This is a genomic window from Actinokineospora pegani (genome assembly GCF_009745975.1).
Lineage (GTDB): Bacteria > Actinomycetota > Actinomycetes > Mycobacteriales > Pseudonocardiaceae > Actinokineospora > Actinokineospora pegani.
On sequence record NZ_WHOL01000077.1, the window covers coordinates 129,035 to 152,478 of the forward strand.

Consider the following 23,444-nt stretch of genomic DNA (forward strand, 5'->3'; position numbering starts at 1 on the left):
GTCAGCTGCTCCTGTCGCTCTCGGTCGTGCCGACCAGGGCCCGCAGCTCCGCCATCCGGACCTTGCCGGTGGTCGAGCGCGGGACGGCGGCCAGGTACGACACCCGGCCGGGGACCTTGTAGGCGGCGAGCCCGGCGCGGCAGTGCCGGATCACCTCGTCGCGGCTCGGCGGCCGCGGCCCGCCGAGCACGGCGTGCAGCACCGCCTCCCCGTTGGCGTCGGCGTCGGCGAACACCACCGCCTCGGCGACGCCGTCGAGCACCCGCAGCACCTGCTCGACCTCGACCGGGTCGACCTTGCGGCCCGCCAGGTTGATCGGACCGCCGAGGCGGCCGGTGACGAACAGCCGCCCGTCCTCGACCCGTCCCCGGTCGCCGGTCCGGTAGTACCCGTCCGCGTCGACCCGCTCGGCGAGCAGGTCGGGGGCGTTGAGGTAGCCGCTGGACATGGACTCGGTGCGCACCCGGACCTCGTGCTCCCCGGTGGGCAGCTCCACGATCCGCAGCGACACCCCGGGCAGCGCCGTGCCCAGGCCCTCGCCGCGGTCGGCGTCGCGCTCGTAGGTGCACGGGCCCGCCTCGGCGATGCCGTAGTAGTCGGCGATCGGGACGCCGTAGACCCGCTCGAAGTCGGCGCGGACGCCCGGCGCCAGCACCGAGGCGGCCGACACGGCCCTGCTCAGCGTGGCGAACGGGGCCACGTCCGGCGCGGGCGCCTCGCCGAGCACCCGGTAGGCCAGCGGGAAGGCGACCAACCGGGTGGGGCGGGCCGCGGCCACGGCGCGGGTGATCCCCCGCGACGACGGGAGACCGCGGTAGAGGTGCAGTTCGCCACCGACGAGCAGCACCGGCAGCAGGGAGGTGTTGAAAGCCAAGCCGTTGCTGAACGACGCCAGGCACAGCACCCGGTCGTCCGCGCCCAGCCCGGTCCCGGCGACCCAGTTGCGGGCCGCGGCGAGCACCGCCCGGCCGGAGAACTCCAGGCACTTCGGCTCGCCGGTGGTGCCGGAGGTGAACCGGCAGGTCGCCGTGTCCGGCCGGGGACGCGGCGCGGTGGCGGGCGGGTCGTCGAGAGCGGCGATCGACAGCGCGCTGTCGGCCACCGGGCGGATCTCGGCGGGGAGCGGGAACTTCGCGGGCGCGGCGGTCAGGAAGTCGCCGACCCCGCACCCACTCGCGATCGCGGCCAGCTCCACGGCCCCGAACTTCGCGTCCACGAGCATCGGCAGCCTGCCGGACCGGATCAGCGCGTAGTAGGAGACCAGGTACTCCAGGCTGTTGTCGGCGTGGATGCCGACCCGGCGGCGGTCCGGGCCGAGCACCGCGTCGAGCTCCGCGGCGCGCGACCGGACCCGCTCGGACAGCTCGGTGTAGCTGACCCGGTCGGCGCCGTCGACGACGGCGGTCCGCCCGGCGTGCTCGGCGCAGGCGGCCGCGAGCACCTCGGCCAGGTCGACCTCAGCCACGGCCGACCCCGCTCGGCGCCACCGGCGCGGCGGGCTGGGCCAGCTCGGCCCGGCAGGCCAGGCTGTGGTTGGCGATGGTCAGCATGGTGGTCTGGCTGCCGCCGGACATCCGGAACCCGCGGGCCTGCGCGTGCGCGGCCAGCGAGGCGCTGCCCCACATGTAGCCCGCGCCGCCCTCCAGGTCGGTGCACAGCGCGGCCAGCTCAGTGGCCTTCTCCACGCAGAACCACTTCAACTCCGCGACCTCCGGCACGCTGCTGCCGCCCTCGGTCAGCCGCAGGTAGCCGTCGACGACCCCGGCCGCCATCAGCTCCTGGTCGGCCCTGGCCCTGGCCAGCGCGTGCGCGTTGACCGGCCACGCGGCCAGCGGCCTGCCGCCCAGCTCGCGGCCGCCGGTGTGCCCGACGATGTGGTCGAGCAGCCGCCGGTGCAGCTGCCAGGCGTCCGCGGCGATCAGGAACCGCATCCGCGACATCACCCGGTTCCAGCGCATGAGCTGGCTGACCCCGCCGCGCGAGACGACCTGGTCGCGCGGGACCCGGGCGCCCTCGAAGGACACCGTGGCCGAGTCGATCGCGCGGGTGCCGAGCTTGTCGTGCACCTCCACCACCTCGACCCCGGGGGTGTCCTTGCCCACCAGCACGATCGCGGGCGCGCCGTCGAGCTGCGCGCTGACGAAGCACAGGTCGGCGTTGGCGCCGTTCACGACGTACTTCTTGCGCCCGGTGACCACGACGGAGTCGCCGTCGGTCGTGGCGGTCGTGGGCTCGGCGGCGGACGGGTCGGTGTCGCACTGGCAGGCCACCGACTCACCCGAGACCACCGCGGGCAGGTGGCGGGCGCGCAGGCCCGGATCGGCCGCCGAGACCAGCCAGTCGGCGGCGATCTCGGTCTGCACGTGCAGACCCAGGGCCAGGCCGCCGTCGCCGACCCCGGCCACGGCCTCGCCGAGGACGAGCGCGCCGAGCAGGCCGAGGCCCTGGCCGCCGTGCTCGCGCGGCAGCGACACCCCGAGCAGCCCGTGCTCGGCCATGTCCCGCCACAGCTCCTTGCGCACGTGCCCGCCGGGGGTGGTGCGCCAGCGGTCGAGCAGGTCGGGGGTGAAGTACGCGGACGCGCGGGTGGCGAGCGCGCGGTGCTCGTCGGTCAGGCGTGCGGACAGGACGGTGTTGCTCAGCATGGACTGGTCACCACTCTCCGGGTGGGCACCCGGCTCAGGAGTCGATGCGGGAGGCGAGGCCGTGGCTGTGCGCGACCGGGGCGCGGTCCCACTTGACCGCGCTCTCGTCGGCGACGCCCGCGGCGAGGACGTAGAGCACCTCCTCGGCGGGCTCCAGCCGCACCAGGTCGGCGACCAGGTGCTCGTCGAAGCCGCCCAGGCAGGTGATGCCCAGGCCGTGCGCGGTGGCGCCGAGGCACAGCCGCTGGGCCGCGGCCGCGGCGTGGAAGTGCAGTTCCGCCAGCCCCTGCGTGCCGTGCTCGGCGAGCACCCGGCGGACCGGGGCGTGCAGCGCGATGACCACCGCGGCCGAGCGCACCACGTCCTGGCGCATACAGGCCGTGATGACCTCCTCGCTCGTCCCGGCGTCGCCGCCGAGCGGGCGCAGGCCGTGCTCGTCGGGCAGGTAGGCGTAGGCGCCAGGCGAGGTGCCCGACACCTCGCGCAGCAGCAGCCGCACGCCGACGGCGACACCGTCGGCGCAGTCCACCGGGGTCGTGGCCCGCAGCGCCGCCAGCGCCCGGCCGAGTTCGTCGGCGGGACTGGCTGAGGGCAGGAACCCCTTGGCCGACTTGCGACGCAGCACCGTCGACCGCAGCGGGGCGGTCCCGAGCGGGTCCGGCACGGCCAGCGGCACGCCCGGTTCGCCACCCGCCGTCGCGACCACCGAGCGCATCGACCCGAGGACCGGCTTGGACCGGGGCCCCGCGTGGTAGGTGCTGATGGAGTCGATGCTGTGCCAGCCCGCGCGCTCCTCGTCGTCGGTCGGCTCCAGACCGCCCTCCTGGTCGTCGCGCCAGACCGGTACGGCGAACGGGTTGGCGGCGCGGTCCGGCCCACCGGTCGGCTCGGCCGACCCGTGCAGCGTGATCAGCGTCTGCGGCTCGCGCCCCACCGGGTCGATCCCGAGCACCCCGGCCGCCGCGGTGCGGTCGAACCGCAGGTGCACCCTGGTGTCGAAGCCCGCGTCCTCGGCCACGACGGCGATGTTGTTCGCCACGTGACCGCCGTCGAGGTGGGTGTAGAGGTAGCCCCGCCTGCCGTACTTGCGCATGGACAGCCACGGCCTGCCGACGACGACCACCACCGCGGACGGCTGCTCCTGGACCTCGGGCAGGAGCGCGTTCAGCGCACCTCCGGCGATCGGCCGCAAGTAGCGCAGACAGCAGCCCGCGACGTCGTAGTGGTGCAGCTCGTACCCGTCGGGTCCGCCCAGCGCGACCAGCACCTCAACCGGGTACAGCGCCCCGGCCGACGGGGTGGTGCGGGCCCGGATCAGCGATCGGCCTTTGGTGATCGAGGTGCCCGAACGTTCGCCGTAGCCGACGCAGAGCACCTCCGACACCGCCGCCCAGGAGCGGGCGAACAGGCCGCGCCGCGTCGACGTCGCCACCGGGGCGGCGATGGCGGTGGCGGCCCGCAGCCTGGTCTCGTCCCAGAACCTGGTCAAGGTGGGGTTGGCCTGCTCGTCGACGTCCACGCCCCACGGCAGGTTCACGACAAGACCGTCACGGGGTGACCGGGAAACGAAACGCAGAACAAAACCTGGTAGACAGCGGAAAAAGAAGACAAGAATCCACTCCAGACAACTCGGATTGGCTCTGCCGAATCTATTCCAGACGTGCAGGCCCCCGGCCTGTCGGTCGTCAACCATGCAACCCGACGCCTATATTCGTGTCCACCCCATTGTGAGTCGGATCACGATTGATCTCATTGTGGCCGCTTCTTCGCTGGTACTGGATTTTTCGCCGTGATCACCGAATCGTCCCGCCCGAATGGAGCAATGCGCCGTTCGTGATCGGGGGTGTGATTGTAGGAGAATTCCAGTTCAGCGCAAGAATGGTGGTGTCAGGATTACCGGTTCGGCCCAGTGGGGTTCCGTCCAGCGATGACCAGTTCGGTCGTCCATAGGGTGCGTGCCTCGTTCGGAGTATCCAGCCGTGCATTCGAGTGAACGAGAATGGCAAGTCGGTCATTTTCCAACCGGTCGGACAATTGCCCGGTTGCGGCGCCGCGCTGTCCTGACCCCCGCTGCGTCGTGCCCCGGTGAATGGAGCTCCGCCGCGTGTGCGGGTGAGTCCGAACGCCCAGTGCAGCCCTTTCCCGCATTGTGGTCCGAGATTGACATTGCCCGGCGGTCGAGTTCACGTCGGCGGTTCTGGGCGAAATGTCCATGCCGCCGCCTTGTCCGGTAGGGCGATCCAGGACGCCGCGTCGACGGCGCCCAGGATCGGCACAGCGCGAACGCCCGGACCGATCAGCTCGGCCCATCGGCGTGCTGGGCCGGACTGCCGGCCGGCAGGCCGCGCCAGGGTTCGACGCTGGTGTCTATCTGGCCCCGGGCCGGCTCAACGTTCAGACGGGACCTGGGCGAGCCGGGCGCGCAGGGTCGCGGCGAAGTCCTCGGCGCGGTCGAGTTGCGTGCGCAGTTTGGCGATCTGCGCCAAGGCGTCCCGCTCGTAGCCGCGCACGCGGTCGAGCAGCGCCTGCCGCTCCCCGGCGTCGAGGTCGGCGGCGTCGAGGCGGTCGGTGGTCTCGAGCAGGTCGCGCATCTGCTCCAGGGAGAAGCCGAGTGGTTTCATGCGCCGGATCACCATCAGGCGGGTGACGTCGTCCTCGGTGTAGAGGCGGAAGCCGCCTTGGGAGCGGGCGGAGGGGATGACCAGGCCGGTCTCCTCGTAGTGCCGGATGGTGCGAAGGGACAGTTCGGTGCGCGCGGCGACCTCACCGATCTGCATGTGCCCGTCGCCCACCATGGTGTCCTGTCCCTCCGGTGGGATGTCCGGCACACCCCGCGCGGATCTACCTTAACGTCAGGGTAGAGTTTCGACCGGTGCGGGGAGACCCGTCCGTCGCCGCGCCGTCGTATCGGGGTCAGTGCCGTCTCCGGTGAAGAGTCGATTCCCCGCGGGAGACGAGTGTGTGCGAGCCCCTGACGCCCAGCGCCGCGGCCTGTCCGCCGTAACGCCCCGCTCCGGGAAGTCGGTGCCGTGCCCCGTCGCGGCCCGTCTCGCTTCGCCCACCTGGGTCCCGCCACCGCGGAACCGTCCTCGCGGGGCGCCGTCCGGCGCCGCCGTGTCCCGCCGCACGCCCCTGGCCTCGACCGGGCGTGCCCGAGCATGACAGGTACCTGCTCCGTTGCCCTCTCCCGACTCCATCCCGCCCCCGTCGTCGCCAGTCGCCCGCTTGCGCGGGCTCTCACCTGACTGGCTCCGCGACCCGAAGGTGTGGCGCACCGAGATCCTCGCCGGGCTCGTCGTCGCGCTGGCGCTGATCCCCGAGGCGATCTCCTTCTCCATCATCGCCGGGGTCGACCCGGCGGTGGGCCTGTTCGCCTCGTTCACCATGGCCGTGGTCATCTCCGTCGTCGGCGGGCGCCGGGCCATGATCTCCGCCGCCACCGGCGCGGTCGCGCTGGTCATCGCCCCGCTCAACCACGCGCACGGGCTGGGCTACCTGGTCGCCGCCGTCATCCTCGCCGGGGTGTTCCAGATCGTGCTCGGCGCGCTCGGCGTCGCCAAGCTGATGCGCTTCATCCCCCGCTCGGTGATGGTCGGCTTCGTCAACGCCCTGGCCATCCTGATCTTCCTGGCCCAGGTGCCGGAGATGCGCGACGTCCCCTGGGCGGTCTACCCGCTGATCCTCGGCGGGCTGGCGCTGATGGTGTTCTTCCCGAAGATCACCACCGTCGTGCCCGCACCGCTGGTGTCCATCGTCGTGCTCACCCTCATCACCGTCGGCGCGGGCATCGCCGTCCCGTCCGTCGGCGACAAGGGCGCCCTGCCGTCGTCGCTGCCGGTGCCGGGCCTGCCGGACGTGCCGTTCACCCTGGACACCCTCGCCATCATCGCCCCCTACGCCTTCGCGGTGGCGCTGGTCGGGCTGATGGAGTCGCTGATGACCGCGAAGCTGGTCGACGACATCACCGACACCCACTCCAACAAGACCCGCGAGTCCATCGGCCAGGGCGTCGCCAACATCGTCACCGGCTTCTTCGGCGGCATGGGCGGCTGCGCCATGATCGGCCAGACCATGATCAACGTGAAGGTCTCCGGCGCCCGCACCCGCGTGTCGACCTTCCTCGCCGGGGTCTTCCTCATGGTCCTGTGCATCGCCTTCGGCCCCGTGGTCTCCGACATCCCGATGGCCGCCCTGGTCGCGGTGATGGTCATGGTGTCCTTCGCGACCTTCGACTGGCACTCCATCGCCCCCAAGACCCTACGCCGGATGCCCCTCGGGGAGATCACGGTCATGGTGGTCACGGTCGCCTGCGTGGTGATCACCGACAACCTCGCCATCGGCGTCGTCGTCGGCTCGGTCACCGCCATGGTCATCTTCGCCAAGCGCGTCGCCCACCTCGCCGAGGTCACCGCCGTCATCGACCCCGACGGCACCACGGTCGTCTACCGGGTCACCGGCGAGCTGTTCTTCGCCTCCTCCAACGACCTCGTCGGCCAGTTCGACTACGCGGGCGACCCGCCCCACGTCGTCATCGACCTCAGCGTCGCCCACATCTGGGACGCCTCCTCCGTCGCCGCCCTCGACGCCATCGAGACCAAGTACACCCAACGCGGCAAGACCGTCGAGATCACCGGCCTCAACCCACCCAGCGCCCACCTGCACGGCAAACTCTCCGGCGCGCTCACCGCAGGCCACTGACCCGGCGCCGCCAACCGACCCCGTCGTCGGTTGGCGGCGCTCGTGGCGAAGGCCGTGGCGGCGACGCCAGGGCTGGCCGAGGCATTCACTCTGGATCACCCGAAAGGTTCGGGCAGTTTCGGAACTACTCCGGCTCCCACTCGACTGACTGGGGGAGGAACGTTCCACAACCAGAGGTGACCCACTCCATGCCCAGCAAGGACCGTAGTTCGGCGGCCGCGCGCCGCGGCCTGTCCCTGAACGTGATCTTGACCGCCGTTGTCGTCGTGGTCGCCACCGCCGTGATCGCGGCGGTGCTGCTCGCGGGCCGCCCCGACACCGCGGGCGGCAGCACGAACGAGACGCTCCGGCCTCCAGGCAGCCACACGCTGTCGCAGGGGGCGGGCGACGAGGTCACGGTGGTGGAGTTCCTGGACTTCCAGTGCCCGGCCTGCGCCTCGTTCTACACGAACGTCACCAAGAAGTTGGAGCAGGACTACATGGGGCGGTTCACCTTCGTCCCCCGCCACTTCCCGCTTCTGAGCCACCCGCTCGCCGTTCCGGCCGCCCGGGCCGCCGAAGCCGCGGGCAAGCAGGGAAAGTACGCGCAGATGTACCACGCCCTCTACGACGAGTACGCGTCCTGGGCGCTGACCGAGGACGGGAAGTCCACCAGCGACGACCTCGCGAGGGCCACCGCGCGGTTCGAGGCGTTCGCCACCGCGGCAGGCCTCGACCTGGCCCGCTTCCGCGTGGACGTGGCCGCACCCGAGGTGCAGGCGATCGTCGACCAGGACATCGCCGACGGCCGCGAGCTCGGTGTGGACAGCACCCCGACGTTCTTCATCAACGGCGAGAAGTTCCAGCCGCGAGGCAGCACCGCCGCCGAGGTCGACCGGGAACTGCGCGCGAAGATCGACGCCGGGACCACCGGATGAGCCGCGCACTGCTCTGGCTGTACACCATCGGCGGCGGCCTCGGCCTCGCCGCGGCGATCGCGTTGACCCTGGAGAAGATCGCCAAGCTCACCGACCCCACCCACGTGCCGATCTGCTCGCTGAACCCGGTGATCTCCTGCGGGTCGGTGATGGACAGCGCCCAAGCCGCCGCGTTCGGCTTCCCCAACCCGCTCATCGGCATCGCCGCCTTCGCCGTCGTGGTCACCACCGGGGTGGCCGGGCTCGCGGGGTTCCAACCGCCGCGCTGGTACCAGGTCGGCCTCGCCGCGGGCACCACGTTCGGCGTGGTGTTCGTGCACTGGCTCATCGCCTCGAGCCTCTACGACATCCACGCCCTGTGTCCGTACTGCCTCGTCGTGTGGATCGTGACGATCCCGCTGTTCTGGTACACCGCCCTCGCGACCTGGCCCGTGCTCGCACCCCTGCGCAAGGTCCACAGCGCGGTCTTGGCGCTCTGGTACGTGGTGATCGTGGTCCTCGTGCTGATCGCCTTCTGGGACTACTGGACCAGCCTGTTCGCCTGACACCGCCCGCGGTTCGGCGGTCCCGTTCGCGCTCTGGATCGGCGAGCGCGAACGGGACCGGAAGCGGGCACTGACCGCTTCTTACCTGTCCGAACTGAACGCCGCGTCGAAAGCCGCGGCGGGCGGGTCGAAAGCCATGCGGCGGACGAACTCCAACGCCTCCGGCGCGCCCACGAGGCGGTCCATGCCCGCGTCCTCCCACTCCACCGAGACCGGGCCGTCGTAGCCGATGGTGTTGAGCATGCGGAAGCAAGCCTCCCACGGTACGTCGCCGCGGCCGGTGGAGACGAAGTCCCAGCCGCGGCGCGGGTCGGCCCACGGCAGGTGGGAACCCATGCGGCCGTTGCGGCCGTTGCCGATCCGGCGCTTGGCGTCCTTGCAGTCGACGTGGTAGATGCGGTGGCGGAAGTCCCACAGGAAATCGGCGGGGTCGAGGTCCTGCCACACGAAGTGGCTGGGGTCCCAGTTGAGCCCGAACGCGGGTCGGTGCCCGATCGCGTCGAGCGCGGCGACGGTGGTCCAGTAGTCGTAGGCGATCTCCGACGGGTGCACCTCGTGGGCGAAGCGCACCCCCACCTCGTCGAACACGTCGAGGACCGGGTTCCAGCGGTCGGCGAAGTCCTGGTACCCGGCGTCCACCATGGACTGCGGCACGGGCGGGAACATGGCCACGGTCTTCCAGATGCTGGACCCGGTGAACCCCACCACCGTGTCCACGCCCAGTGCCGCGGCCGCCCGGGCGGTCACCTTCATGGCCTCCGCCGCCCGCTGCCGCACACCCTCCGGCTCGCCGTCGCCCCACACCCGTGCGGGCAGGATCGCCCGGTGCCGTTCGTCGATGGGGTCGTCGCACACAGCCTGGCCGGTGAGGTGGTTGGAGATGGCGAACACCCGCAACCCGTGCTCGTCCAGGATCGCGCGTCGACCGGCCACGTAGGACGGGTCCGCCACCGCCGCCCACGGGTCGAAGTGATCACCCCAGCAGGCGATCTCCAGCCCGTCGTAGCCCCACTGCCCGGCGAGGCGCGCCACCTCCTCGAACGGCAGGTCGGCCCACTGCCCGGTGAACAACGTGACGGGCCTCATCCGATCTCCTCCCAGCCACTGCCCTGGCTCGATGACCGCGCCACCGCGTCGAGGACGAGCTGCACCTGCAGCCCGTCGGCGAACGACGGCGTCGGGTCGACGCCGTCGGCGAGGTCGCGCACGAGATCGGCGACCTCGTGGGTGAACGTGTGCTCGTAACCCAGGCCGTGCCCGGGCGGCCACCACGCCCCCGCGTAGGGGTGCCCGGGCTCGGTGACCAGGATCCGCCGGAAGCCCGCGGTGGCCGGGTCGTCGGCGCCGTCGAAGAACGACAGCTCGTTCATCGACTCGAAGTCGAACGCCAGCGACCCGAGGCTGCCGTTCACCTCCAGCCGCAGCGCGTTCTTGCGCCCCGTCGCGAACCGCGTGGCCTCGAAGCTCGCCAGCCCGCCGCCTGCGAACCGCCCCAGGAACAGCGCGGCGTCGTCGACGGTGACCCGACCGCGGCCCACTGGGCCCGAATCAGCCGAGTCGCCCGCCGCCACCGGCAGGGGGCGCTCGCGCACGAACGTCTCCATCAGCGCGGTCACACCGGTGAGCCGGTCACCGACCACGAACTGCGCCAGGTCGACCGCGTGGGCGCCGATGTCGCCCAGCGCTCCCGATCCCGCCCGCTCGGCCCGCAGCCGCCACACCAGCGGGAACTGCGGGTCGACGATCCAATCCTGCATGTAGGTGCCGCGCACGTGCCGGATCTCGCCCAGCCGCCCGTCGGCGACCAGCTTGCGGGCCAGCGCCACGGCGGGCACCCGCCGGTAGTTGAAGCCGACCATGCTGTGGACACCCCGTTCGCGGGCGCGCTCGGCGGCGGCGGCCATCGCCCTGGCCTCGTCCACGGTGTTGGCCAGGGGCTTCTCGCACAGCACGTGCTTGTCGGCGTCCAGCGCGGCGATGGCGATCTCGGCGTGGCTGTCGCCGGGTGTGCAGATGTCGACGAGCGCCACGTCGTCGCGGCGCAGCAGCGCCTTCCAGTCGGTCTCGGTGTCGCGCCAGCCCAGCCGGTCGGCCGCGGCGCGGGTGCGGGTGGCGTCGCGGCCGCAGAGGACGGCCAGGTCGGGGGTGAGCCGCAGGTCGAAGAAGTGGGCGGCGGTGCGCCACGCCTGCGAGTGGACCGCGCCCATGAAGGCGTGCCCCACCATCGCGACCCCGAGGCGCCGCGAGGTGCTGCCCGCCGTCACGACTCGAACCCGAGCGGCAGGTAGGTGTCCACGTTGTCCTTGGTGATCGTGGCGGAGGCGAGGGTCAGCGACATCGGGACCTCCTTCTCGACGAGGTCGCCCATACCCCGGTTCTGCGCGACGAGCCGCGCCAGGGCCACGGCCGACGACGCCATCGACGGGCTGTAGGTCACGGTCGCCTTGAGGACGGTGTCGTCGGCCTTGATCGCGCGCATGGCGTTGGCCGAGCCCGCGCCGCCGACCATGAGGAACTCCCCGCGCCCGGCCTGCTGGATCGCGGCGAGGACGCCGATGCCCTGGTCGTCGTCGTGGTTCCACAGCGCGTCGAGCCGCGGTGCGGCCTGCAGCAGGTTGGCCGCGATGCGCTGCCCGCCTTGTGCGGTGAAGTCCGCGGCCTGGCGCGGGCCGACCGAGTAGCCGTAGGAGGACAGCGCGTCGACGAAGCCCCTGCTCCGGTCCTGGGTCAGCGGCAGGTTGTCGATTCCCGCGATCTCGCCGATCACCGGGTTGCTGACCCCCTTGGCCTTGAGCTGCTCGCCGATGTAGGTGCCCGCGGCGACGCCCATGCCGTAGTTGTCGCCGCCGATCCACGTGCGGTAGGCCAGCGGTGAGTCGAACACGCGGTCGAGGTTGATCACCGGGATGCCCGCGTCCATCGCCTTGCGGCCCAGGGCGGTGAGCTGGCTGCCGTCGTTGGGCAGGATCACCAGCGCGGAGACCTTCTTGGTGATCAGCGTGTCGACGGCCGCGATCTGCTGGGTGATGTCGGTGGTCGGGTTAACCGCCTCGAACGTGACGTCCGGGTAGCGCGCCGCCTGGGCCTGGGCGTTGGCGGCGATGGCGGCGATCCACCCGTGGTCGGCCGCGGGGCAGGAGAAGCCGATGGTGACGGGCTTGCCGGGCTCGGCGTTGTCGCCCGCGGGGGCCGCCCCCGCGGCGTTGTTCGCCGGGGCGGCGTTGCTGGTGCAGGCGGTCAGCGCCGCTACGGCGCCGATCCCGAGGGCGCCGGAGAGGAACCCGCGGCGGGAGTGGTCGGACATGGTCGCGCTCCTGTTCGGGGGAGGGGTCATGGGGTTGAGCGGCGCGCCCGGGCCTGGACGAGCACCGCGGCGACGATGATCGCGCCCTTGGCGATGTTCTGGACGTCGGTGTCGAGGTTGTTCAGCACGAACAGGTTCGTGATGGTGGTGAAGACCAGCACGCCGAGGATCGAGCCGACCAGCGTGCCGCGGCCGCCGGACAGCAGCGTGCCGCCGATGATCACCGCGGCGATGGCGTCGAGTTCGTAGAGCGTGCCGTGGGTGCTCGACCCGGTGGTGGTGAGCGAGGCGATCATGATCGCGGCGACGCCGCAGCACAGCCCGGACACCACGTAGAGCGCCGCGGTGTGCCTGCGCACGTCGAGCCCGGCCAGCCGGGCCGCCTCCGGGTTGCCGCCGATGGCGAAGGTCCGGCGACCGAAGGTCGTGCGGTTGAGCACCACCCACCCGATCGCGACGACGGCGGCGAACAGGTAGACCAGCAGCGGGATCCCGAGCAACCGCGTGGTGGCGATCGCGGCGATCGTCGGGTCGGTGACGATCTGGCTGCGCCGCCCGGAGATCCGCTCGGCCAGCCCCTGCGCGGATATGAGCATCGCCAGGGTGACGATGAACGGCACGATCCGCCCGTAGGCGATCAACAGGCCGTTGAGCAGCCCACCGGCCGCGCCCACGGCCAACGCGCACAACACCATCACCCACGGCCCGAACGACTGCGTCGCCACCGTCGTCGCCCAGACCGAGGCCAACGCCATCAGCTTGCCGACCGAGAGGTCGATCCCCCCGCCGATGATCACGAACGTCGCCCCGACGGTGATCACCCCGATGATCGACGCCGAGGTGAGGATCGTCAGCAGGTTCGCCGTGGTCGCGAACGTGTCGGCCGTCGCGACACCGACCACGGCGAGCAGCGCGAGCACGGCGACGAGCCCGAGGTTGTGGCCCACTCCGCCGAGGAACAGCCTGCTCCACGGCGACGGGCCCGCGGCGGGCTCCTCCGTCGCCATCGGCTCCGCAGAGACGGTGGTCTGCTCAGACATGCGCCGCTCCCATCACCAGGTCCAGGACCTTGCCCTCGTCCAGTTCCGCGGCCGGTGCGGTGTGCACGACCCGGCCTTCCCGCACGACGAGCACGGTGTCGGCCAGCCCCAGCACCTCGGGGATCTCACTGGACACCACGACCACCGCCACGCCCTGCTCCGCGAGCTGCCGGATCAGTGCGTAGATCTCACCGCGGGCGCCGACGTCGACGCCGCGGGTCGGCTCGTCGAGCAGCAGCACCCCGCCACCGTGCAGCAGCCAGCGCGCCAGCACGACCTTCTGCTGGTTGCCGCCCGACAGCGTCCGGACCGGGCGGGACGGATCGGCCGGGCGCACGTCGAGCCGCGCCATCACCGCCCGCGCGGCGCCGGACTCCGCGTCGGGGCCGAGGAACCCGGCGCGGGCGAACCGCCCCAGTGCGGGCAGCGACACGTTGCGCGCCACCGACTCGTGCAGCAGCAGCCCCTGGCTCTTGCGCTCCTCGGGGCACAAGCCCATCCCCGCGCGGACAGCGGCCGCCACCGACCCGGTGCGCAGCGCGCGACCCCGCACCCGGACGGTCCCGGCCGTGGCGCGGCGGGCGCCGTAGACCGTCTCGACGATCTCCGAGCGGCCCGAGCCCACCAGCCCGGCGAGCCCGACGACCTCACCCGCGCGCACGGTGAACGACACGCCGCGGAAGTCCGCGCCCGCCAGGTCCTCGACCTCCAGCACCACCTCGTCACCGGGTGGAGCGCTGGGCGGGGGGATGGCGTGCTCCACCGGGCGGCCGGTCATCAGCCGGATCACCTCGGCGGTGGGCGTGGTCCGGGCGGGCAGGTCGCGGGCCACCGTGGCGCCGTCCTTGAGCACCGTGACCCGGTCGCCGATCTCCCGGATCTCCTCGAGCCGGTGGGAGATGTAGACCACCGAGACACCCTCGGCTGTGAGCTCGCGGACCACGCGGAACAGGTTCCGCACCTCGTTGGGGTCGAGCACCGCCGTGGGCTCGTCCATGACGATCAGCCGGGCGCGGCGGGCCAGCGCCCGCGCCACGCTCACGACCTGCTGCCCGGCCGCGGAGAGCCGCCCCACCTCGCGGCGCGGGGGGATCTCCGGGTGGCCGAGCCGCAGCAGCAGGCCACGGGTCAGCGCCTCGGCGTCGCGGAGACGGGTGAAACCCAGCCGCGACGGTTCGTGGCCGAGCACGACGTTCTCGGCCACCGACAGCCCGGGCACCAGGTCGAGTTCCTGGTGGATGGTGGCGATGCCCGCCGCGTCCGCGGCGTGCGGGCTCGGGAAGGCCACCGGTCGCCCCGCCCAGGTCAGCTCACCGGCGTCCGGCTGGTGGGCGCCCGCCAAGACCTTGATCAGTGTCGACTTGCCCGCCCCGTTCTGCCCCAGCAGGCAGTGCACCTCGCCCTCGGCGACGTCGAGGTCCACGCCGTCGAGAGCCCGAACACCGGGGAAGGTCTTCACGATTCCCCGCACCGTCAGCAGTGACGTCATGCGAGGACGGTAGGAGTGTTGACCAGCGCCGTACAACGTCGCAATAATGTCTTTTCCCGGTAATAATCCGACGATATTGGTTCGTGATGCTGCTGCCGATCCCGCCGTTGCGCCTCGCCGCACCGCCGCCGTCCGGCCGCGCTGACGCGGCCACCACGCTGAGCGCCGTCGCCCGGCTCGTCGCGTCCGGCACGGCCGTGAGCAAGGCCGACCTCGGACCGGCCGCCGGGCTGGCCCGCACCACCGTCAGCGGCGCCGTCGACGAGCTGCTGGCCCGCGGCGTGCTCCAGCTCGACGGCACCCGCCCGACGGTGGGCCGCGGCCGTCCGGCCGACCGGCTCGCCCTGTCCCCGGACAGCGGGGTGGTGCTGCTCGCCGACGTCGGCGCCCACGGGGCGCACCTCGCCGTCGTCGACCTCAGCCAGCGGGTGCTCGGCCACACGCACCTGACCGTCGACGTGCGGGACGGACCAGAGGTCGTCCTCGGCCTCGTCGAGGCCGCGTTCGACGCGCTGTGGCCGGGCGGGGCGGTGCGCGCGGTCGTGATCGGCCTGCCCGGCCCGGTCGACGGGCAGCTCGGGCAACCGGTCCGGCCGCCGATCATGCCCGGCTGGCACGCCTACCCGGTCGCCGAGCGGCTGCGCCGCCGCCACGGCTGCCCGGTCGTGCTGGAGAACGACGTCAACCTGCGCGCACTCGGCGAAGCCCGCGCGCTGCCCCCCGACCAGTCACCACTGCTGTTCGTCAAGGTCGGCACCGGCATCGGCGGCGGACTGATCACCCAGGACGGCGCCCTCCACCACGGCGCCGACGGCGCGGCGGGCGACATCGGGCACATCCGCGTCCGGGGCGCCCCCGACGTCGTCTGCGTGTGCGGCAACGTCGGCTGCATCGAGGCCGTCGCCTCCGCCCACGCCATCGCGCGCAGCCGAGGCGTCGACGTCCCCGGCCTGCGCACGCTCATCGCCCACGGTGACGCCGAGGCCCTGGCGCTGGTCCGCGAGGCGGCAGGCCTCGTCGGCGAGGTCGTGGCCACCCTGGTGCACTTCGCCAACCCCGCCCGCGTCACCATCGGCGGATCGGTCACAGCGGCCAGCGACGAACTGCTCGCAGGCGTGCGCAGCGTCGTCTACCAGCGCGCGCTGCCCCTCGCCACCCGCAACCTCGTGCTCACCGGCAGCACCCTGGGGGAGTACGCGGGCCTGGCGGGCGCCGTGGTCCTGGGCATCGAGCAGGTCCTGAGCCCCGCTGTCCTCCCAACCCTGAGCCCCATCCCGCGCGCCGGCATGTGAACGACGGTGAACACGCCCATATGGGGTTGGTTGTGGACGGGGATACAACATGTAGTGTCTCGCACGTCGATGGTTCCGACGCTCCCGCCGGGGGCGGAGGAGGCAAGAGGGAACCCGGTGTGATTCCGGGACTGCCCCGCAGCGGTGAGTGGAAACGACAGCCGTCACAGAGCACTGAGGGCTCGCGCCCTTGGGAAGCGACGGCCAGTAGGTCCGGCTGGGAGCCGGGTGTCCGCGAGTCCGAAGACCTGCCGTCGACGCGTGCGCCGTCCGGCGCACGCGTGTCCGGGGCCTCGTGGGCGGGCCGACACGGATGGCGCGCCGGTTGTGCGCGCCCCTGTGTGGTCGCCTCGTGCCCCGGGCCGCTCCAGGCCGCGAGGAGAGGGCTGTGACGACCACAACGACGACCACGCCGACGAACCCGACCACGGGTGGCGGCGGCGCGCAGGTGCGGGTCATCCGCCGCGACGGGACCGTTTCGGAGTTCGACGCCACCAAGATCCAGGTGGCGGTGACCAAGGCGTTCCTGGCGGTGGAGGGCGGCGCCGCGGCGTCCTCGTCCAGGCCGCGCCCGCTGGTGGCGGAGCTGACCGACCAGGTGCGGCAGGCGGTGCTCGAGCACGCCGGCCCGGGGAACCCGCTGCACATCGAGCAAATCCAGGACCAGGTCGAACTGGCGCTGATGCGCGACGGTCACCACCAGGTCGCGCGCGCCTACGTGCTCTACCGCGAGGAGCACGCGCGGGCCCGGGAGACCGCGCCCGTCGCGCCCGGGTTCCGCGTGAAGGGCACGGACGGTGGATTGCGCCCGGTCGATTGGGACCGGATCGGGGTGGTGGTCGCCGAGGCGTGCGGGGGGCTGGCCGACGTCTCGCCCGCGGCTGTGCTGGGCGAGGTGCGCCGGGTCCTGCACGACGGGATCACCGCCGACGAGCTGGCCGTGGCGCTGGTGATGGCGGCGCGGGCGCTGGTGGAGACCGAGCCGAACTACTCCTCCGTCGCCGCCCGCCTGCTGCTGGACCGGCTGCGGCGGGAGGTGCTGACCAGGGTCGAGGGGCGTCCGGTGGAGGCGACCGGGGCGGAATTGTCCTACGCCGAGCACTTCCCGGCGTACGTGCGGCTGGGCATCGAGCTGGGGCGGTTGGACCCCGAGTTGGCCGGGTTCGACCTGGACCGGTTGGCCTCGGCCATCCGCCCGGAACGGGACCGGCAGTTCGACTTCCTGGGGATGCAGACGCTCTACGACCGCTACTTCCTGCACGACCGCGGTGTGCGCTACGAACTGCCGCAGTCGTTCTTCATGCGGGTCGCGATGGGGCTGGCGCTGCGCGAGGACGACCGCGAGGCGCGGGCGATCGAGTTCTACGAGCTGCTGTCGTCGTTCGACTTCATGTGCTCGACCCCGACCCTGTTCAACTCCGGTACCACCAGGGCGCAGTTGTCGTCGTGCTTCCTGACCACGGTCGACGACGACCTGCGCGGCATCTTCCAGGGCTACCAGAACAACGCGCTGCTGGCGAAGTTCTCCGGCGGGCTGGGCAACGACTGGACACCGGTGCGCGGCATGGGCGCGCACATCCGGGGCACCAACGGCGAGTCGCAGGGGGTCGTGCCGTTCCTCAAGATCGCCAACGACACCGCGGTGGCGGTCAACCAGGGCGGCAAGCGCAAGGGCGCGGCGTGCGCGTACCTGGAGACCTGGCACGTCGACGTGGAGGAGTTCCTCGACCTGCGCAAGAACACCGGTGACGACCGGCGGCGCACGCACGACATGAACACCGCGAACTGGGTGCCGGACGAGTTCCTGCGCCGGGTCGAGGCCGATGCCACGTGGACGCTGTTCTCCCCCGACGAGGTGCCCGACCTGCACGACCTGCACGGGCTGGCGTTCGCCGAGCGCTACCGCGCCTACGAGGACGCCGCGGAGCGCGGCGAGGTCCGCGTGGTCAAGCGGGTGCGGGCGGTGGAGCTGTGGCGGCGGATGCTGACCGTGCTGTTCGAGACCGGCCACCCGTGGATCACCTTCAAGGACCCGTGCAACCTGCGCTCGCCCCAACAGCACGCCGGGGTGGTGCACTCGTCGAACCTGTGCACCGAGATCACCCTCAACACCAGCGTGACCGAGGTGGCCGTGTGCAACCTCGGCTCGGTGAACCTGGCCCGGCACGTCACCGCCGACGGCCTCGACGCCGAGCGGCTGCGGCGGACGGTCCACACCGCCGTGCGCGTGCTGGACAACGTGATCGACCTCAACTACTACACGATCCCCGAGGCCGAGCGGTCCAACCTGCGCCACCGGCCGATCGGCCTGGGCCTGATGGGGTTCAGCGACGCCCTGCTCACCCAGCGGCTGGTCCCCGGTTCGCCGGAGGCGGTGGAGTTCGCCGACCGCAGCATGGAGCACATCAGCCACCACGCGCTCTCGGCCTCGGCGGACCTGGCCCGCGAGCGCGGCAGCTACGAGAGCTTCGAGGGCTCGCTGTGGAGCCGCGGGGTGCTGCCGATCGACTCGATCGCGCTGCTGGCCGAGGCCCGCGGGGGAGACCTCGACATGGACACCTCCTCCACACTGGACTGGGACGCCCTGCGCGCCAAGGTGCGCGGCGGCATGCGCAACTCCAACACGATGGCCATCGCCCCCACCGCGACCATCTCCAACATCTGCGGTGTGGGCCAGTCCATCGAGCCCTTGTTCCGCAACCTCTACGTCAAGTCCAACATGTCCGGCGACTTCACCGTCCTCAACCGCCGCCTGGTCGCCGACCTCAAGGAGCGCGACCTCTGGGACGAGGCGATGGTGTCGGACCTGAAGTACTTCGACGGCTCGCTCGCGCCGATCGACCGGGTCCCCGACGACCTCAAGGCGCTCTACGCCACCGCGTTCGAGGTGGACCCCGCGTGGCTGGTCGAGGCCGCCTCCCGCCGCCAGAAGTGGATCGACCAGGCCCAGTCGCTCAACCTCTACATCGCCGCCCCCAACGGCCGCAAGCTCGACAACCTCTACCGGCTGGCCTGGCGCAAGGGCCTCAAGACCACCTACTACCTGCGCTCCACCGCCGCCACCAGCGTGGAGAAGTCCACGCTGCGCGGCACCGACGGCAAGCTCAACGCCGTGCGCCCGGTCCCCGCGCCGCCCCCGACCCCGGCGGCGATCGCCGATGACGCGCTCGTCTGCTCCGTCACCGACCCCGACTGCGAGGCCTGCCAGTGACCACGGACGCCACCAGCACCAGCAGCGGCCTGGGCTCCATCGACCGCGGCGCGGGCCGCGTGCACGTGGACGACAAGGCGATGATCAACGCCCGCGCCGACGTCAACCAGTTGCTGCCGCTGAAGTACCACTGGGCGTGGGAGAAGTACCTGGCAGGCTGCGCGAACCACTGGATGCCGACCGAGGTGTCCATGCAGGCCGACATCGCCCTGTGGCGCACCCCGACCGGCCTCACCGACGACGAGCGCCACACGATCAAGCGCAACCTGGGCTTCTTCGCCGCATCGGAGTCCCTGGTGGCCAACAACGTCGTGCTCGCGGTGTATAGGCACCTGACCAACCCCGAGTGCCGCCAGTACCTGCTGCGCCAGGCGTTCGAGGAGGCCGTGCACACGCACACCTTCCAATACGTCTGCGAGTCCCTGGGCCTCGACGGCGGCGAGCTGTTCAACATGTACCGCGAGGTGCCGTCCATCACCGACAAGGCGGCGTGGGCGCTGGACCACACGCAGAACCTGGAGGACCCCGGGTTCCGCACCGGCACACCGGAGACCGACCGGGCGTTCCTGCGCGACCTGGTGGCGTTCTACGTCGTGTTCGAGGGCATGTGGTTCTACACCGGCTTCGCCCAGATCCTGTCCTTCGGCCGCCGCAACAAGATGGTGGGCGTCGCCGAGCAGTACCAGTACATCCTGCGCGACGAGTCCATCCACCTCAACTTCGGCGTGGACGTGATCAACCAGATCAAGGCGGAGAACCCGCACCTGTGGACCGACGCCTTCCAGGCCGAAGTCCGCACCATGCTCGGCGAGGCGTGCGAGCTGGAGGTGGCCTACGGCCGCGACACCATGCCCAACGGGCTGCTGGGGCTCAACGCCGGGCAGTGCGAGCGGTACATGCGCTTCATCACCAACCGGCGCTGCGCCCAGCTCGGGCTGGCACCGGTGTTCGGCGCGGTGGACAACCCGTTCCCGTGGATGTCCGAGGCCATCGACCTGAAGAAGGAGAAGAACTTCTTCGAGACCCGCGTCACCGAGTACGCCTCCGGCTCCTCGCTCGACTGGGACTGAGCACCGGACGGCGTGTGAGGGGGCCCGGTGCGCCGGGCCCCCTCACACGGCCCCCTACGCGGGATCGCCCACCACGACGATCCCGTCGTGGCCGCTGTAGCCGACCTGACCCCGGGATGAACAACACCCCGCCGAAGCGCACGACCATGTCCACGTACCCCGAGCCGGTCTTGCCGCCGCGCCGGGAATTGGTGCCCAGGGCCTTGATCCCGATGTCGAAGGACCGCAGCGCCACCGCGTCGGCGAGGTCCGCCGTCGTCCAGGCCACGGTCACGGCTTCGCCGCGAGGTGGACGGCGTAGGCGCGGGCGGTGAAGAACGGCGACAGGTCCTCGGCGAGCGGGGTGATGTGGTGCAGCCACTGCCAGACCTGGCAGCGGGCGATGTCGGCGGTGGCCGCGTCCTCCATCAGCCCGTCGATCGCCACGGCGCCGGTCCCGCCCAGCCAGGCGTCGAGGTAGCGGACCGCCACCGACACGTCGGCGCGCAGTCCCGGCCAGGGGTTCGGTCCACCGCCAGCAGGTCGGCGGCGGTCACGCCGACGTCGGCCCGGTCGAGCTGGTCGGGGCAGTCGAACGCCACGGCGCAGACCGCCACCAGGCCGGGGTGTCCACCGCCGCCTCCGACCAGTCGAAGGGCTCCACGCGATCCCGCAACGCATCCGGCATCAACCGACCTGACAATGTGCCCACGAGGTGGCGGGGTCCGTCACCGCGCGGGACTACGACTGCTGGCACTTCGCCCGCCGGGACGTGCGGTCTCCAGGTTTCGGGAGACGCTCTGTTCGAGGTCGCGTTCGATGCGGGTCATGGTGGCCGCATAGGCGCTGCCCAAGTCGATGCCGAGCCGATCGGCCAGGACGAAACACCACCAGACGCTCTCGGCGAGCTTGTGCTCCAGCTCGGCGGTGGGGTTTCCGGACATGGTCCAGGTCCCGTCGTGGGCCAGCAGCAGCCTGCCGATGTGGCCGACGTCGTTGCCGAACCCGAGCATGAGCTCGTGCAGCGTCCACGTCCTGCCGTTGAGGTGTTGTTCGAGCTGTTCGTAGAGCGCGCGAACCCGCAGGGCACGGTCGTTCGCCGCTGACAGCTCTGTCTCGCGTCCAGTCATGGGGTGCTCCTTCACAGGTCGGTGATGCGGCTGTCCGCGATGGTCGCGAGCAGTTCGGGGCCGTAGGCGGAGGCGGGCGACTGGAATCCGGGCTTGAGGTCCCCGTCCAACACCCGTCGTGCGATCTCGACGGTCGAGAGCTGGGTGAAGCCGTAGCCGGTCGGGGTGTCGACGAACGATCGCGCCACGGTGCCGTCGCGATCGGTGACCTCGGCGGCGGCGCGGCTCCTGCCCAGTGCGCGCTGCTGCTCGGTGGGGCCCTCGGGCAGCACCGCCAGGTCGCTGGGAGGGACGGGCAGCGCCCTGCCGTTCTCGAAGTACACCTCGATGTTCGGCACCCCGGTCGAGCGCCAGGCGGTGACGAGGTCGCCCATGGGCAGCAGCACGGAGCTTTCCGGGCCGTCCCCGTAGTCGAGGAGGGAGGTGGTCGGTTCGGGCAGTGTCGTGATGCGACCGTCTGCTCGCACCAGCGCGCCCAGCTCGCCGATCGAGCCGTTGCTGGCCAGGGAACCGCGCGAGAACATCGATCCGCCCGTGAACGCCTCCTCCGGGTCCGGGCCGCGGTAGAGCTTGAGGCCGATCTTGAGGGTGTGCGGTCGGGAGACCCTGCGCGCGGTGTGGGCGGCGAGGCAGTCGCTGGGTACGACGTCCCACCCGGCGCCGGGCAGCAGCATCACCCCGGCCGCCGTGGCGGCGTCACCGAGGGACTCCGCGAACGCGAAGGTGGCGTACTCGGCGGTGGTGTCGAGGTAGTGCGCACCAGAGCGGACGCAGGCGCGCATCATCGGTTCCGCGGTGCGGCCGAACGGGCCCGCCGCGTTCAACACCACCGCGGCCCCCGCCAGGCCGGCGCGCAGCTCGCGGTCATCGCCGATGGGGAACACCGCGGCGGGCACGCCGAGTTCGTCGGCGAGTGCCGCGACCCGCGCGGCGTGCCTGCCCGCGACGGTGAACTCGAGCCCGGCCTCCTTCGCCCGGTGGGCGATCAGCCGCCCGGTGTAACCGGTGGCCCCGTAGATCAGCAGGTGTCCGTCCATCAGTCCTGTCTCCGCTTCGGCTCAGTGTGCGCACCAGTGCGTTCGGAATGGACGGTAGGAAGAGTCCAGGACGATTTCTGTCCGGGTCGTGCCGTAGCATCCGAAGGTGTGATCAGCACCTCCGCTCGACTGCTGCGGCTGATCTCTTTGCTGTCCGCACGGCCGTCGTGGACGGCGGGGGCGCTCGCGGAGCGGATGGGGGTCACCGAGCGCACGGTCCGGCGCGACGTGGCGCGGCTGCGGGAGCTCGGGTACGGCGTCGAGTCCGACCCCGGGCCGTGGGGTGGGTACCGGCTCGGCGAAGGCAGTCGCGCCCTTCCGCTGGTGCTCGACGACGAGGAGTCGCTGGCGGTCGCCGTCGCCCTGCGCGAAGCGGCGCAGACCGGTTTGCTGGGCGGCGACCAGGCGGTGCTGTCGGCGCTGCTGAAGCTGAGCAGGCTGCTGCCCCCGGGCGTCGCCACCCGGCTGGCCGCGATGGACACCGCCTTCGAGCACACCTCACGGCCCGATGAGCAGCCGCTGTCCACGAGCCTGCTGGCGGCGTTGGCCAACGCGTGCCGCCGCGGTGAGCGCGTCCGGCTGTCCTACCGCGACCGGCAGGGCCGGGAATCGGCACGGGAGGTGGACCCGCACCGCTTGGTGTTCACCGGCCACCGTTGGTACCTCGTGGCGCTCGACGTCGCCAGGGGGCACTGGCGGACCTTCCGCGCCGATCGCGTGGTCGACGCGCGTGCGACCGGTCGGCCGGTCGACATCGCGGACCCGCCGGACGCGGCCCGGCTGGTGGCGCGCATGCTCACGAGCGACTACCCGGTGTACGCGCGGGTCCTGCTGGAGCAACCGCCCGACGAGGCGCGCCGCCTGGTCCCACCGACGGCGGGGACGTGCGAGGACGACGGGGCCGGGAACACGGTCGTCACCATCGGTGGTGTGGACGCCGAGTCGCTTGCGGAACGGCTGTTCCAGCTCGGCACGCCCTTGCGCGTGCTGTCGCCGCCCGCGGTGCGCGAGGCGGTCCACCGGCGGGCGGTGGCGCTGGCCGAGCACAACCCGCTCGCCACCCCATGAGGCGCCCAACCGCCCTGCT

General features: G+C 71.8%; 19 protein-coding genes and 1 riboswitch. Of the genes, 7 read left to right on the forward strand and 12 right to left on the reverse strand.

The genetic code is table 11. The features are described from left to right. Position 1: 1 nt before the first annotated feature. The 4 genes from GCL84_RS12575 to GCL84_RS12590 form a co-directional block, all read right to left on the reverse strand. Positions 2-1,465, reverse strand: coding sequence for a class I adenylate-forming enzyme family protein (locus GCL84_RS12575; RefSeq protein ID WP_156755627.1), 1,464 nt, complete (start codon positions 1,463-1,465; stop codon positions 2-4). Then, complete coding sequence (locus tag GCL84_RS12580; protein ID WP_156755628.1) at positions 1,458-2,645, reverse strand: acyl-CoA dehydrogenase family protein; 1,188 nt, start codon at positions 2,643-2,645, stop codon at positions 1,458-1,460. The genes GCL84_RS12575 and GCL84_RS12580 overlap by 8 nt, the downstream gene beginning before the upstream one ends. A gap of 34 nt (positions 2,646-2,679) precedes the next feature. Continuing rightward, on the reverse strand, positions 2,680-4,182 hold the full coding sequence (locus tag GCL84_RS12585; protein ID WP_197523201.1) for a nitroreductase family protein: 1,503 nt from the start codon (positions 4,180-4,182) through the stop codon (positions 2,680-2,682). A gap of 850 nt (positions 4,183-5,032) precedes the next feature. After that, complete coding sequence (locus GCL84_RS12590; protein ID WP_156755677.1) at positions 5,033-5,440, reverse strand: MerR family transcriptional regulator; 408 nt, start codon at positions 5,438-5,440, stop codon at positions 5,033-5,035. A 469-nt stretch (positions 5,441-5,909) separates the two neighbouring features. On the opposite strand from GCL84_RS12590, the gene GCL84_RS12595 reads away from it, so the two are divergent. The 3 genes from GCL84_RS12595 to GCL84_RS12605 all read left to right on the forward strand — a co-directional run bounded on the left by GCL84_RS12595 (position 5,910) and on the right by GCL84_RS12605 (position 8,805). Beyond that, on the forward strand, positions 5,910-7,343 hold the full coding sequence (locus GCL84_RS12595) for a SulP family inorganic anion transporter (RefSeq protein ID WP_407924386.1): 1,434 nt from the start codon (positions 5,910-5,912) through the stop codon (positions 7,341-7,343). 188 nt (positions 7,344-7,531) lie between these two features. Continuing rightward, complete coding sequence (locus GCL84_RS12600; protein ID WP_156755630.1) at positions 7,532-8,260, forward strand: DsbA family protein; 729 nt, start codon at positions 7,532-7,534, stop codon at positions 8,258-8,260. Next, positions 8,257-8,805 carry a vitamin K epoxide reductase family protein gene (locus GCL84_RS12605; RefSeq protein ID WP_156755631.1) on the forward strand — a complete coding sequence of 183 codons (549 nt, stop codon included), beginning with the start codon at positions 8,257-8,259 and terminating at the stop codon, positions 8,803-8,805. Before GCL84_RS12600 ends, GCL84_RS12605 begins: the two co-directional genes overlap by 4 nt. An 81-nt stretch (positions 8,806-8,886) precedes the next feature. Here GCL84_RS12605 and GCL84_RS12610 read toward each other — a convergent pair whose 3' ends face one another. From GCL84_RS12610 to GCL84_RS12630, 5 genes are read right to left on the reverse strand one after another with little or no spacing between them, the layout of a single operon-like run. Further along, on the reverse strand, positions 8,887-9,891 hold the full coding sequence (locus tag GCL84_RS12610; RefSeq protein ID WP_156755632.1) for a sugar phosphate isomerase/epimerase family protein: 1,005 nt from the start codon (positions 9,889-9,891) through the stop codon (positions 8,887-8,889). Then, complete coding sequence (locus GCL84_RS12615) at positions 9,888-11,030, reverse strand: Gfo/Idh/MocA family protein (RefSeq protein WP_156755679.1); 1,143 nt, start codon at positions 11,028-11,030, stop codon at positions 9,888-9,890. Before GCL84_RS12615 ends, GCL84_RS12610 begins: the two co-directional genes overlap by 4 nt. 35 nt (positions 11,031-11,065) lie before the next feature. Next, a complete protein-coding gene (locus GCL84_RS12620; RefSeq protein ID WP_156755633.1) occupies positions 11,066-12,109 on the reverse strand; it encodes a substrate-binding domain-containing protein in 1,044 nt (347 codons plus the stop codon). Positions 12,110-12,135: 26 nt separating this feature from the next. Next, complete coding sequence (locus GCL84_RS12625; protein WP_156755634.1) at positions 12,136-13,149, reverse strand: ABC transporter permease; 1,014 nt, start codon at positions 13,147-13,149, stop codon at positions 12,136-12,138. Then, positions 13,142-14,638 (reverse strand): sugar ABC transporter ATP-binding protein, encoded by a 1,497-nt coding sequence (locus tag GCL84_RS12630; protein WP_156755635.1) that lies wholly within the window; start codon positions 14,636-14,638, stop codon positions 13,142-13,144. The genes GCL84_RS12625 and GCL84_RS12630 overlap by 8 nt, the downstream gene beginning before the upstream one ends. 86 nt (positions 14,639-14,724) lie before the next feature. Here GCL84_RS12630 and GCL84_RS12635 point away from each other — a divergent pair, with 86 nt between their 5' ends. The 3 genes from GCL84_RS12635 (at position 14,725) to GCL84_RS12645 (ending at position 20,211) form a co-directional block, all read left to right on the forward strand. Then, positions 14,725-15,930 carry an ROK family protein gene (locus GCL84_RS12635; RefSeq protein WP_156755636.1) on the forward strand — a complete coding sequence of 402 codons (1,206 nt, stop codon included), beginning with the start codon at positions 14,725-14,727 and terminating at the stop codon, positions 15,928-15,930. 53 nt (positions 15,931-15,983) lie between these two features. Next, positions 15,984-16,200, forward strand: a riboswitch (cobalamin riboswitch). Positions 16,201-16,318: 118 nt separating this feature from the next. Further along, the gene (locus GCL84_RS12640) at positions 16,319-19,141 is read left to right on the forward strand and encodes a ribonucleoside-diphosphate reductase subunit alpha (protein WP_235926184.1); all 2,823 of its coding nucleotides are present in this window, start codon (positions 16,319-16,321) and stop codon (positions 19,139-19,141) included. Continuing rightward, positions 19,138-20,211, forward strand: coding sequence for a ribonucleotide-diphosphate reductase subunit beta (locus tag GCL84_RS12645; protein ID WP_156755638.1), 1,074 nt, complete (start codon positions 19,138-19,140; stop codon positions 20,209-20,211). Before GCL84_RS12640 ends, GCL84_RS12645 begins: the two co-directional genes overlap by 4 nt. 270 nt (positions 20,212-20,481) lie before the next feature. Here GCL84_RS12645 and GCL84_RS12650 read toward each other — a convergent pair whose 3' ends face one another. The 3 genes from GCL84_RS12650 to GCL84_RS12660 form a co-directional block, all read right to left on the reverse strand. Beyond that, complete coding sequence (locus tag GCL84_RS12650) at positions 20,482-20,688, reverse strand: hypothetical protein (RefSeq protein ID WP_407924385.1); 207 nt, start codon at positions 20,686-20,688, stop codon at positions 20,482-20,484. Between the two features lie 230 nt (positions 20,689-20,918). Then, entirely contained in the window at positions 20,919-21,320 is a 402-nt protein-coding gene (locus tag GCL84_RS12655) for a nucleoside triphosphate pyrophosphohydrolase family protein (protein ID WP_156755639.1), read from the reverse strand. An 11-nt stretch (positions 21,321-21,331) separates the two neighbouring features. After that, a complete protein-coding gene (locus GCL84_RS12660) occupies positions 21,332-22,357 on the reverse strand; it encodes a saccharopine dehydrogenase family protein (RefSeq protein WP_156755640.1) in 1,026 nt (341 codons plus the stop codon). 108 nt (positions 22,358-22,465) lie between these two features. On the opposite strand from GCL84_RS12660, the gene GCL84_RS12665 reads away from it, so the two are divergent. After that, complete coding sequence (locus tag GCL84_RS12665; protein WP_156755641.1) at positions 22,466-23,425, forward strand: helix-turn-helix transcriptional regulator; 960 nt, start codon at positions 22,466-22,468, stop codon at positions 23,423-23,425. Positions 23,426-23,444: the final 19 nt, after the last annotated feature.